We start from the raw sequence: 13,757 nt of genomic DNA, 5'->3' as shown, positions 1-13,757 counted from the left end.
AATTTTATCCTTTCTGCAAGTATCTATAGGATGGCAACTGCATTTTTTTCTTTTTGGGCAGCCCTTATTAAAATTTATTCTTATTTTAGGTTATATACATTCATGTCCATTTATGTAAAAAATTCCTGCTGACCTTGTTTATGTCTTGTCAGTCACCATTTGCAAAACCATATTTGACCCTCAAAGAGGCTGAATTTGATAAGTAACTTGCTACATACTCATAATAAGGAGCTAAATAGAACACGAATGGGAAATACACAAATGCTAAACTAAAGAAGATATTGGCCAAAATAAACGCTATACCGAGAGAGAAACTTGATTTTTCAACTTCCTAAAACGGTGTTGTTCAAACATTTCTACTTATTTGTACTTGCCAGTTGAACCTACGCTTCCCTAATAAAATGTCTATGGTAAAAAGTTAAAAAATCCTCCCACTTTTGTTAGATATATTTTTTTGTGTAATTTTGTAATCGTTATGCGGCAGTAATAATATACATATTAATACGAGTTAGTAATCCTGTAGTTCTCATATGCTACGAGGAGGTATTAAAAGGTGCGTTTCGACAATGCATCTACTGTAGTATATTATTGCTTAATCCAAATGAATATTATAAATTTAGGAATTCTTGCTCACATTGATGCAGGAAAAACTTCCGTAACCGAGAATCTGCTGTTTGCCAGTGGAGCAACGGAAAAGTGCGGCCGTGTGGATAATGGTGACACCATAACGGACTCTATGGATATAGAGAAACGTAGAGGAATTACTGTCCGGGCTTCTACGACATCTATTATCTGGAATGGAGTGAAATGCAATATCATTGACACTCCGGGACACATGGATTTTATTGCGGAAGTGGAGCGGACATTCAAAATGCTTGATGGAGCAGTCCTCATCTTATCCGCAAAGGAAGGCATACAAGCGCAGACAAAGTTGCTGTTCAGTACTTTACAAAAGCTGCAAATCCCGACAATTATATTTATCAATAAGATTGACCGTGCCGGTGTGAATTTGGAGCGTTTGTATATGGATATAAAAACAAATCTGTCGCAAGATGTCCTGTTTATGCAAACTGTTGTCGATGGATCGGTTTATCCGGTTTGCTCCCAAACATATATAAAGGAAGAATACAAAGAATTTGTATGCAACCATGACGACGATATATTAGAACGATATTTGGCGGATAGCGAAATTTCACCGGCTGATTATTGGAATACGATAATCGCTCTTGTGGCAAAAGCCAAAGTCTATCCGGTGCTACATGGATCAGCAATGTTCAATATCGGTATCAATGAGTTGTTGGACGCCATTTCTTCTTTTATACTTCCTCCGGCATCAGTCTCAAACAGACTTTCAGCTTATCTCTATAAGATAGAGCATGACCCCAAAGGGCATAAAAGAAGTTTTCTTAAAATAATTGACGGAAGTCTGAGACTTCGAGACGTTGTAAGAATCAACGATTCGGAAAAATTCATCAAGATTAAAAATCTAAAGACTATTTATCAGGGCAGAGAGATAAATGTTGATGAAGTGGGTGCCAATGATATCGCGATTGTAGAAGATATAGAAGATTTTCGAATCGGAGATTATTTAGGTGCTAAACCTTGTTTGATTCAAGGATTATCTCATCAGCATCCCGCTCTCAAATCCTCCGTCCGGCCAAATAAGCCCGAAGAGAGAAGCAAGGTGATATCCGCTCTGAATACATTGTGGATTGAAGACCCGTCTTTGTCCTTTTCCATAAACTCATATAGTGATGAATTGGAAATCTCGTTATATGGTTTGACCCAAAAGGAAATCATACAGACATTGCTGGAAGAACGATTTTCCGTAAAGGTCCATTTTGATGAGATCAAGACTATCTACAAAGAACGACCTATAAAAAAGGTCAATAAGATTATTCAGATCGAAGTACCACCCAACCCTTACTGGGCCACAATAGGGCTGACTCTTGAACCCTTACCGTTAGGGGCAGGGTTGCAAATCGAAAGTGACATCTCCTATGGTTATCTGAACCATTCTTTTCAAAATGCCGTTTTTGAAGGGATTCGTATGTCTTGCCAATCTGGTTTACATGGATGGGAAGTGACAGATCTGAAAGTAACTTTTACTCAAGCCGAGTATTATAGCCCGGTAAGTACACCTGCTGATTTCAGACAGCTGACCCCTTATGTCTTCAGGCTGGCTTTGCAACAGTCAGGTGTGGACATTCTCGAACCGATGCTCTGTTTTGAGTTGCAGATACCCCAAGTAGCGAGTTCCAAAGCTATTACAGATTTGCAAAAACTGATGTCTGAGATTGAAGACATCAGTTGTAATAATGAGTGGTGTCATATTAAAGGGAAAGTTCCATTAAATACAAGTAAAGACTATGCCTCAGAAGTAAGTTCGTACACTAAGGGCTTAGGCATTTTTATGGTTAAGCCATGTGGGTATCAAATAACAAAAGACGGTTATTCTGATAATATCCGCATGAACGAAAAAGATAAACTTTTATTCATGTTCCAAAAATCAATGTCATTAAAATAATGGAGCGGTCAGGAAATTTCTATAAGGCAATACGGTTGGGATATATACTTATCTCCATTCTTATCGGATGTATGGCATATAATAGCCTCTATGAATGGCAGGAGATAGAAGCATTAGAACTTGGCAATAAAAAAATAGACGAGCTCCGAAAAGAAATAAACAATATCAATATTCAAATGATAAAATTTTCTCTATTGGGTGAAACAATACTGGAATGGAACGATAAAGATATCGAGCATTACCATGCACGGCGTATGGCAATGGACAGTATGCTCTGCCGTTTCAAGGCCACCTATCCAGCAGAGCGCATCGATAGTGTGCGCAGTCTTTTAGAGGATAAGGAACGACAGATGTTCCAGATAGTCCGGTTAATGGATGAACAACAATCTATTAACAAGAAGATAGCCAATCAAATTCCGGTTATTGTACAGAAAAGTGTGCAGGAACAGTCCAAAAAGCCAAAACGAAAAGGTTTCTTAGGCATATTCGGCAAAAAAAAGGAAGTAACTCCAGCAGTATCAACCACTATCCTTCATTCGGTCAATAGAAACGTAATCAGCGAACAGAAAGTGCAGGATCGCCAATTGTCGGAACAAGCCGACAGCCTTGCAGCTCGTAATGCAGAACTTAACAGACAACTGCAAGAATTGATTTGCCAAATAGAAGAAAAGGTACAAACCGAACTGCAAAGCCGGGAAAACGAAATAGTTGCCATGCGTGAAAAGTCATTTATGCAAGTAGGCGGTTTAATGGGATTCGTTCTTCTATTGTTGTTAATTTCCTACATCATCATACATCGTGATGCAAAAAGCATTAAACAATACAAGCACAAGACAACTGATTTGATAAGGCAACTGGAACAATCCGTACAACGGAACGAGGCACTGATAACGTCAAGGAAGAAGGCGGTACATACTATCACCCATGAACTGCGCACACCGCTGACAGCAATAACAGGCTATGCCGGACTGATACGGAAAGAACAGTGTGAGGATAAGTCCGGGCAGTATATCCAAAACATACTGCAATCCTCCGACCGTATGCGGGATATGCTTAACACTTTGCTTGACTTCTTCCGCCTGGACAACGGCAAGGAACAGCCCCGTCTGTCACCCTGCCGGATTTCAGCAATCACGCACACACTTGAAACGGAGTTCATGCCTGTTGCCGTGAACAAAGGGCTGTCCTTGTCCGTGAAGACTGGACACGATGCCATTGTATTGACCGACAAAGAGCGAATAATACAAATCGGGAATAACCTGCTGTCAAACGCTGTCAAGTTCACAGAAGAAGGCGGTGTTTCTTTGATTACTGAATATGATAATGGAGTTCTGACACTGGTCGTTGAAGATACAGGTACAGGCATGACAGAAGAGGAACAGAAACAAGCGTTCGGTGCGTTTGAACGTCTATCAAATGCCGCCGCAAAGGAGGGTTTCGGGCTTGGGCTTGCCATAATGCGTAATATTGTGTCGATGCTTGGCGGAACAATCCGTTTAGACAGCAAGAAAGGGAAAGGCAGTCGTTTCACAGTTGAAATTTCTATGCAGGAAGCTGAAGAACAGCTTGGATATACAAGCAATACACCTGTTTATCATAACAATAAATTCCATGATGTTGTCGCCATTGACAATGATGAGGTATTACTTCTGATGCTGAAAGAGATGTATTCCCAAGAAGGAATACACTGCGACACTTGCACCGATGCTGCGGCACTGATGGAAATGATACGCCAGAAAGAATACAGCCTGTTGCTGACAGACTTGAATATGCCCGATATAAACGGTTTCGAATTGCTGGAACTGTTGCGTTCGTCCAACGTGGGCAATTCACCAACAATCCCGGTGGTTGTGGCAACCGCTTCGGGCAGTTGTAACAAAGGGGAACTATTGGCAAAAGGCTTTGCCGGATGCCTGTTCAAACCGTTCTCCATATCGGAACTGATGGAGGTTTCCGACAGGTGTGCCATAAAAGCGACACCGGACGGGAAACCGGACTTTTCCGCCTTATTGTCCTATGGCAATGAAGCCGTCATGCTGGAAAAGTTGATAACTGAAACAGAAAAGGAAATGCAGGCGGTACGGGATGCAGCAAAAGAAAAAGACCTGCAAAAGCTGGATTCCCTGATCCACCACCTGCGCAGTTCGTGGGAGGTGCTCCGTGCCGACCAACCGCTGAATGTACTTTACGGATTGCTTCGTGGCGATGCTCTCCCGGATGGTGAAGCGTTAAGCCATGCCGTGACTGCCGTGCTGGATAAGGGAGTGGAAATAATACGGTTGGCAGAAGAGGAAAGGAGAAAATACGAAGATGAATAAGACAAAAATAATTGTGGTGGAAGACAACATCGTGTATTGCGAATATGTCTGCAATATGCTGTCACGGGAGGGCTACCGCAATATGAAGGCTTACCACCTCTCAACCGCGAAGAAACATCTGCAACAGGCAACAGATAATGATATCGTGGTTGCCGACCTGCGTCTGCCTGACGGCAGTGGCATAGACCTTTTGTGCTGGATGCGAAAGGAGGGAAAGATGCAGCCCTTCATCATTATGACCGACTACGCCGAAGTTAATACCGCCGTGGAAAGCATGAAACTCGGCTCGATAGACTATATTCCCAAACAGCTTGTGGAGGATAAACTTGTCCCCCTGATCCGTTCCATACTGAAAGAACGTCAGGCAGGACAACGCCGTATGCCTATATTCGCCCGTGAAGGTTCCGCCTTTCAGAAAATCATGCACCGCATAAGGCTGGTAGCCGCCACCGATATGAGCGTGATGATATTTGGTGAGAACGGCACGGGCAAGGAGCATATTGCCCACCTGTTGCATGACAAGAGCAAACGTGCAGGCAAGCCATTTGTGGCGGTGGACTGCGGTTCACTCTCCAAAGAGCTTGCACCGTCGGCTTTCTTCGGACACGTCAAAGGTGCATTTACAGGTGCGGACAATGCCAAGAAAGGATATTTCCATGAGGCGGAAGGCGGCACGTTGTTTCTGGACGAGGTAGGAAACCTCGCGTTGGAAACCCAACAGATGTTGCTCCGTGCCATACAGGAGAGGCGGTATCGCCCGGTCGGAGACAAGGCAGACCGGAATTTCAATGTCCGCATCATCGCTGCTACCAATGAAGATTTGGAGGTATCGGTGAATGAAAAGCGTTTTCGGCAGGATCTTCTGTACCGCCTGCACGACTTCGGGATAACCGTTCCTCCGTTGCGTGACTGTCAAGAAGACATTATGCCGCTGGCAGAGTTCTTCCGTGATATGGCAAACAGAGAGCTGGAGTGTAGCGTGAGCGGGTTCAGTTCCGAAGCACGTAAAGCGTTGCTGACACACGCATGGCCGGGCAACGTGCGGGAACTTCGGCAGAAAGTTATGGGTGCTGTATTGCAGGCGCAGGAAGGTGTTGTCATGAAAGAGCATCTGGAACTTGCCGTGACGAAACCGACCTCTACTGTCAGCTTCGCCTTGCGCAATGACGCGGAGGATAAGGAGCGGATATTGCGTGCGTTGAAACAGGCAAACGGCAACCGGAGTGTCGCCGCAGAACTGCTCGGCATAGGCAGGACAACACTATACAGCAAACTTGAAGAGTATGGACTTAAATATAAATTCAAGCAATCATAGCCCGTAATTCACTGAATTTGGCTATCTTTGCATAACATTTGAGAAAAACGGCGATTGGCAGGAGCTTTTCGCCGCCAACATATAGGATAAGACCGCAAGGCGTTTCAAGCGAAAATCTGGTAAATTGGAACTACGGAGACGATTGCGTGATGCTTATGCTATGCTTACGCATAGCGTGCATTCACGTACTCTCCGTAAAGGCTTTACCAGAGCCATCGCTTGAAGGTAGTGTGAATTGCACGCTACTTTTTTACCCTTGCCTAACGAAAGGAAACGATTATGGGTAAAGTTCAGATTCTCGCCGTACTGACGATGGACGGATGTCTTTCTTCAGAGTTATATGATAAAGCACATCAGGATTTGTGCCTTGACCGTTGCGGTCTTGATGAAATCAGGAAGAAAGCCTTTTACCGTGTGACACCGGACTATTCCATTTCAATGCTGCACGAATGGAGAAAAGACTGCACAAACATCCGTTACCTCGCGGAAGCCACACCGGACACGGCAGACTATATAAACGGACTGCTGCGGATGCACGCTGTGGATGAAATCATACTATACACCGTTCCTTTCATATCCGGAAGCGGACGACATTTTTTTAAGTCGGCTCTGCCAGAGCAACACTGGACGCTTTCCTCTTTGAAAAGCTATCCCAACGGTGTATGTCGCATTATCTATATCCTTGATAAAAAAGCAAGATAGCCAAAATGTGCGGCAAGCATACATTTCTATTTTCAGGAATAGAATAAATGTTCCGATTACAAACAATTTAAGTCGGAGATAATTTGTCCTTGTGAAAAAATACTGAATTTTATACCTCTGAAATCCAGCACTTTGTAAAATTGAGTGTTGGATTTTTTATTTTCTGCCGCGTTTTTTGCCAATTATATTCATGTGCGCACGCAGAAAACAAAGTGTAATTTTCAAAATTGACAGAACCATGAATTATTTCTTGCTGGCGGAAACCGACTTTTTCCGCCTGATAAACGAAGCCGGCGACTGCAATATGGAAACGGCATACACGGCTTTCGCCACCCAAGTGATCGAACTGTGCAACGGCGGCATGGACATGAACCTTACCGTCATCGCGCTTGCCTACATCGAAATCGAGTTGCAGCACCATCCCGTACGTAATCTGTCAGAAGAAAAAAGAGAGATTGCCGCCTACGTCAGCAAGGCTCTGTCTTTCGTAAGAAAGATGCAGAAATTCCTTGCCACGCCCCAAGTGCCACCACTAATATCCGCCAACAACGCAACAGAAACCACCGCCAGCCTTCTTCAATGGACGGGCAATGCCATCGACCTCGTGGAACTTATCTACGGCATAGACGTGATGGGCTGCATCAACAACGGCAATATGCCGCTCAAACAGCTCGCCCCACTTCTCTATAAGATATTCGGGGTTGATTCTAAAGACTGCTACCGCTTCTACACTGATATCAAACGCCGGAAGAACGAAAGCCGCACCTATTTCATTGACAGGATGCAGGAAAAACTGAACGAGAGAATGTTGCGTGATGAGGAGTTGGAGCGGATGAGAAAATAAAAAAATATCCATTACATATGAGAAGACAGGAATACTCGTATCCTGTCTTTTTATTTTCATTTAATTATATATTAATTAGCACAATATATGTGAGTTTTTCATTCCTATAAGGACAAATTTCAGAAACGTATGTCTGGTAAATTATTGAGTCATCATAGTATGAACATATATCATTACTAAAAACAATGAAACAACTTCCATAAGATTGTGGTTGTAAAAATCGCCATTTAATAGCCCGTTTTTTTTGTAAAATTCGCCAATTAAAAAAATATGATTATCTTTGCATTATATTTTATAAGGTATGGAAACAGTAAATAGAATACTTCAAGAGAAGATTACAGCACGAATCGCGCCCAATAAAGCAGTACTGATTTTTGGTGCTCGCCGTGTTGGTAAAACGGTAATGATGCGTAAAATTGTGGACAACTATTCAGGTAGGACGATGATGCTCAACGGCGAAGACTACGACACATTAGCACTATTGGAGAATCGCTCAATAGCCAATTATCGGCATTTATTGGATGGTATTGATTTGCTGGCTATTGATGAGGCACAGAACATACCACAAATCGGTAGTATTCTGAAGTTGATAGTTGATGAAATACCGGGAATAAGTGTCTTGGCAAGTGGTTCTTCGTCATTCGATTTGCTGAATAAGACTGGTGAACCGTTGGTCGGCCGCAGTACGCAATTTCTCCTTACACCATTCTCGCAACGGGAAATCGCACAGACGGAAACGGCACTTGAAACCCGCCAGAACCTCGAAGCGCGCTTGATTTACGGTTCCTATCCCGAAGTAGTAATGATGGAGAACTATGAACGTAAAACAGACTACCTACGTGATATTGTCGGTGCATACCTGCTTAAAGATATCTTAGCAATTGACGGCTTAAAAAATTCGAGCAAGATGCGCGATCTACTGCGATTGATAGCTTTTCAGTTGGGCAGCGAAGTTTCTTACGAAGAGTTAGGTAAACAACTCGGCATGAGCAAGACGACCGTTGAAAAATACCTCGACCTATTGGAAAAGGTCTTCGTTATCTATCGTCTGGGGGCTTATTCGCGTAACCTACGCAAGGAGGTTACAAAAGCTGGCAAGTGGTACTTCTACGACAACGGCATTCGCAATGCCATTATCGGGGCTTTCTCACCGCTGGCCATTCGGCAGGATGTCGGTGCGCTGTGGGAGAACTACATCATCGGAGAGCGGCGCAAAGCGAACTTCAATGAGGGACTGCACAGGGAGTTCTATTTCTGGCGCACCTACGACAAACAGGAAATCGACCTGATTGAGGAGAGTGCCGACAGTCTTACCGCCTTGGAGTTCAAGTGGGGAAATAAAATGCCGGCCGCACCGAAAGCCTTCCAAGAAGCCTATCCCTATGCCGAGTTTCATGTGGTAAATCGGGAGAATTATTTGGAGTTCGTATAATCAATAAATTACGTATATGGAAACAAAACTACAATCCAAACAGCAATATCCGCGGTTTATCCAAAATAAACCGTGTGGTATTGACAAATTCGATGGAGGTTCGCAAGAAAGGTTGGCAAAAACTATTGCTCGCCATTTTTGTCAGAATGATTCATTGGATGAGGAATGTACTTTACCTCGAATTATCGGCATCGAAGGTATTTGGGGATCTGGAAAATCCAACGTGGTTAAAATGTTGGAACGTGAATTATCAGACGACTATTACTTTTTTGAGTATGACGCATGGGGACATCAAGAGGACTTGCAACGCCGCTCTATATTGGAATTGCTTACAAGCAAACTTATTGATGATGGTATCCTATCTGGAAATGCAACAATAAAAGTCAAAGGTGGAGGTACGAAAACCGTATCATGGTCTGAAAAGCTGAAATATTTATTAGCCCGTAAAACGGAGACCGTAACCGAAAAATATCCCCTTATCAGTAATGGTATGGTTGCGGCATTTTTGGTTGCAGTTTTAACTCCGATATTTACATTTATTGCGTATGCAGTAAAACCTACACCCACAACATGGTGGTTTTCTTTATTGTCTATTATCATAGCTGCACTGCCAGTTCTTATTGCATTGTGCGTTTGGAAATGGGCATATAGCAAAGATCATAAATATGGATGGAGTTATATGTTAGCTATTTATCAAGATAAAGTCGAAAAGGACGTTTGCTATGAGACTTTGAGCGAAGACGAACCAACGGTTTACGAGTTCAAAACATGGATGCAAGACATTTCTGATTTTATCAAGGAAAAAGGACAACGTAAATTAGTCCTTGTTTTTGACAACATGGATCGTCTCCCCGCTGAAAAAGTAAAAGAATTATGGTCTTCTATCCATACGTTCTTCGCCGATAGCGGTTTTGAAAATGTTTGGGCTGTTATTCCTTTCGATGAAACACATTTAGCTTGTGCATTCGGAGATGAGACCGACGAACAAACGAAACAACTGACCAAGTATTTTATCAATAAAACTTTCCCTATTGTTTATCGTGTTGCTCCTCCTGTTATTACCGACTATCGAAGTATATTCAACAAACTGTTTGTTGAAGCATTTGGAGAAACAGAAAATGAAGCGAAAGAAACTATAAATCGGATATTCAGATTGGTAAATCCTAATGCCAATGTTAGGGAAATTATATCATATATCAATGAGATGGTCGCTCTTAAACAAGAGTGGTGTAACGAAATTTTGATGATAAACATAGCATTGTTCTGTTTGAAGAAGACGGATATTCTGGCAAATCCAGTAGAACAAATATTGTCCGGCGACTATCTGAATGGCATTCAAACAATAATTAACAATGATCTGCAAACACAACGCGAAATTGCAGCTTTGGTATATGGTGTCGATGTTGAAGATGCTCGACAAATTCCATTGAAAAAATATATTGAAGGCTGCATCAACGGAGAAGAAGACCACGACATAAATCAATATGCAGAGACTAATAAACAATTTGACACTGTATTAGAAGAAGTTATACAATGTATGGACAATGCGCTTATCGATAAGATTATACATTGTTTGCATAAATTAACTCGAAAGAGCGATGTTATTCTGCGTGTATGGCAAAGAATAGCACAATTGAAATTAAAAGAATCCATAGAGAAGCAGGTGTTCCCTGTCGAATACCAAGAACTGCTGTTGCATTTAGACACGGAAAGCCAAAACCATGTGATTGCTCAATTATATAAGAAGATAGTTCGGTTCAATGACTTCAATGGCGGCGACTATTTCAAAACGTTAGATGCAATAGACAGGTTTATTGCGCAAAATAAGTTGGCGTGCGATTTTACGTCATTGATTGAAGCAAAAACAGTCAAGCCAAATACATTTATCGATTATATTCAAGCTGCAAATGCAACAGATGCTGCCTATCGGGATAACGCGACAACTAAAGCATATAAATATTATCAAGTAGCAACAAATTCGGAGGCGCTCGATAATTATTTGGCAAACTTACTACCCGATAATTTCGACCATGCAGATATTGTAAAAACGTTAAAAGATAATTCTACCTATACGTTTCCAACGCTTTTGCAAGCGATCACGAATTGCATTGATGAACAGAATGTAAATAAAGATAATATAGGGGCTATATTTACAACCTATCGTTTATTGGCATCTGACGAAGAAAGACCTTTACCTGTAACGTTAGATTCAACCTACATAAATCAGTTGCATTCTGAATTAGAAACTGATGGCCGAAACATTAAAGAGTCTGGATATTACGATTTAGTCGCCATGCAATTGGCACATGGTCATTCCGTTTCCTTAATAGAGGGTGGAGATATAAAATATGTTGCAGAACTCATGGACTATTATGTGGATCATGGAGACTTATTAGTAAATAGTGTGGGATGGAATATACCGCTATTAAATGAAACACTACAATACATGGTAAATCATAAACTTGGCTATAAATTATTGCTCTCAGACATATTGCCCCAATTTGAAGATATTAAGAACAGAATAGGTGTAACGGATGAGGTATTTATCGAGCATTTAGCAGAGTGGAATACCGATTTGGATAAGTATATCACTAAGAACAATATTAAAGATGTAATTCCTGACGCATCTTTTTACGATTTGACCACTAAAATAAGCAATGTCCTGACCGATCATATCAATAAAATAGCGTTCGAAGCGTTGTCTGAAATAAGTGTTGATACATTATACGCCCAAAGAACAGCACATACATCATATTATTGGTTTGTCGCAATAAAACATTTACTGGCTAAAATCAAATCCTTGCCAGATAACTTGACTGAATTTGGCAAAAAGATTCTGATGGATATTGCTTCTGGAACTCAAAGTTTGAATCCTTTCCCTAATTGTTTCAAGAATATAGTTGAAAGATTGGATAAACGAAAAATTAAATCGACAGTTACCGATATAAGAAATGATTTCTGCATCGGTAAAAAGACTATCAATGCAATAAAGTTTCAATTTTTCGAAACATGGCTTAGATCGCATGGTAATTTGAAAAGTCAAGCTGGAGACGTTATTGATAAAATAGTGAAACCTGTAATTTCCGATGGGGCATGCCGTTCATTGATTCTGCAAAACAAAGATTTTTATATGGATTTAATAAATACAGCAGGGGATGATGCTTATGAATTGAAAAAGAGTCTCCGAAACCTCATACAAAAAGATTCAGATCCGCAATTGGTTAAATTTGTCAATTCGATAGATTCAGTACCTGAGGTTGAAACCGCGTAAGTATTTGTCTAACAAGTCCGAATTTTACGATTTTACCCGTCAGAACTGAAGTGCCCCCCAAAAAAATTGTATCCAACTTTTGGGGGTCACTTCAAACTTCGATAGGGATAATTTTCAATTTTGGGGACTTGTTAGACAGTCTCATTATCTGGTAGCAGTTTACACAGCACCGGATCGTTTTTGATACGCTCCAGTTCCTCCTGCACAATCTGCTTCACCTCTTCCTTGATGCGCCGGTAGTTCGCCTGCACCGTTTCCTTCATGCGGTCGTTGCCGTCCTCGTCCGTGAAGTTTGTAATGACGGGAATTTTCTTGTAGGCACTTTCTTCCCGTTTCACCTTTTCGGCATCCACCACAATCTCGCAATGAAAAATCTTCTGCTCGATACGCTCGTTGAAGTTGTCGGATACAGAACCGACAAACATTCCCTGCGTAAGCCCGGAAATCTTACTCGGTGGAATGAGCGCGTCCATCTGCGTGTTGATGGAGGTGGAAACATCCTGCCGGTTGATGGAGATGGACTGCCGTTTCTGCAACACCTTACCGAACCGCTCGGAGAGCGTCTTGGCTGTTTCCCCCACCACCTGACCGGAGAAAATATTGCCGACAGTGTTCATCACCACTTTCGCCTCTTTGTCCCCGTAGTCACGCACTAACTGGCTGAAATCCTGAAAGCCCAGACACACGGCAACCTTGTTGCTTCGGGCGGTAGCTATAAGATTGTCCAACCCTTTGAAGTATATTGTGGGCAACTCGTCGATGATGACCGATGACTTCAGCATCCCCTTCTTGTTGATGAGCTTCACGATACGGGAATTATACAGACCGAGTGCCGCACCGTAGATATTCTGACGGTCGGGATTGTTACCCACGCAGAGGATTTTCGGCTCTTCGGGATTGTTGATGTCCAGCGTAAACTCGCTGTCTGACATCACCCAGTAGAGCTGCGGTGAAATCATCCTCGAAAGCGGGATTTTTGCCGACGCTATCTGACCCATGAGCTGCTCCGCAGCCCCTCCAAGCCACGCATCCATGAACGGCGAAAGGTAGTTCTCCAGCTCCGGATAAGAGGTCAGTATCGGAAATATATCCTCGTAACGGCGGTTCAGAAACTCGATAGCATGGGGAAACGTGCAAAACTTCCCGTTCTGATAGATTTTGAGATACCAGATAATACTGGCAAACAGAATGATAGGTGACTCCACGAAGAAGTCGCCCTGCTTTTGCACATCGGGTAAGTCAAGGGCATTGCTGCCCCCTTCTCCCCTAAGAACCGTACATGAGAGTTTCCCCTCATACGGCTCAAGCAACTCAATATTTCTATTTGTTGTTAGAAATCGGCTCATAC

Annotated in this window: 8 protein-coding genes; 7 read left to right on the top strand and 1 reads right to left on the bottom strand. The window is 42.3% G+C overall.

Annotated features, from left to right (window positions below):
* Nucleotides 1–601: 601 nt before the first annotated feature.
* The 7 genes from tet(Q) (at nt 602) to H8796_RS07640 (ending at nt 12,409) form a co-directional block, all read left to right on the top strand.
* A complete protein-coding gene (gene tet(Q), locus H8796_RS07670) occupies nt 602–2,527 on the top strand; it encodes a tetracycline resistance ribosomal protection protein Tet(Q) (RefSeq protein WP_004291466.1) in 1,926 nt (641 codons plus the stop codon).
* Nucleotides 2,527–4,845, top strand: coding sequence for an ATP-binding protein (locus tag H8796_RS07665; RefSeq protein ID WP_004291467.1), 2,319 nt, complete (start codon nt 2,527–2,529; stop codon nt 4,843–4,845). The genes tet(Q) and H8796_RS07665 overlap by 1 nt, the downstream gene beginning before the upstream one ends.
* A complete protein-coding gene (locus H8796_RS07660) occupies nt 4,838–6,160 on the top strand; it encodes a sigma-54 dependent transcriptional regulator (RefSeq protein WP_004291471.1) in 1,323 nt (440 codons plus the stop codon). The genes H8796_RS07665 and H8796_RS07660 overlap by 8 nt, the downstream gene beginning before the upstream one ends.
* A gap of 279 nt (nt 6,161–6,439) precedes the next feature.
* The gene (locus H8796_RS07655; RefSeq protein WP_004291474.1) at nt 6,440–6,862 is read left to right on the top strand and encodes a dihydrofolate reductase family protein; all 423 of its coding nucleotides are present in this window, start codon (nt 6,440–6,442) and stop codon (nt 6,860–6,862) included.
* A 238-nt stretch (nt 6,863–7,100) separates the two neighbouring features.
* Nucleotides 7,101–7,706, top strand: a complete 606-nt coding sequence (locus tag H8796_RS07650; RefSeq protein WP_004304269.1) for an RteC domain-containing protein — start codon at nt 7,101–7,103, stop codon at nt 7,704–7,706.
* A 301-nt stretch (nt 7,707–8,007) separates the two neighbouring features.
* On the top strand, nt 8,008–9,138 hold the full coding sequence (locus H8796_RS07645; protein ID WP_004291480.1) for an ATP-binding protein: 1,131 nt from the start codon (nt 8,008–8,010) through the stop codon (nt 9,136–9,138).
* A gap of 16 nt (nt 9,139–9,154) precedes the next feature.
* Nucleotides 9,155–12,409 carry a P-loop NTPase fold protein gene (locus tag H8796_RS07640; RefSeq protein WP_004291481.1) on the top strand — a complete coding sequence of 1,085 codons (3,255 nt, stop codon included), beginning with the start codon at nt 9,155–9,157 and terminating at the stop codon, nt 12,407–12,409.
* 131 nt (nt 12,410–12,540) lie between these two features.
* On the opposite strand, the gene H8796_RS07635 is transcribed toward H8796_RS07640, so the two are convergent.
* The gene (locus H8796_RS07635) at nt 12,541–13,755 is read right to left on the bottom strand and encodes a TraM recognition domain-containing protein (protein ID WP_007564028.1); all 1,215 of its coding nucleotides are present in this window, start codon (nt 13,753–13,755) and stop codon (nt 12,541–12,543) included.
* Nucleotides 13,756–13,757 lie beyond the last annotated feature (2 nt).

The organism is Bacteroides sp. M10, from assembly GCF_014334015.1.
Classification (GTDB): domain Bacteria; phylum Bacteroidota; class Bacteroidia; order Bacteroidales; family Bacteroidaceae; genus Bacteroides; species Bacteroides intestinigallinarum.
The sequence above is the reverse complement of the archived record's forward strand: the minus strand, read 5'-3'. Positions and strand labels throughout refer to the sequence as shown.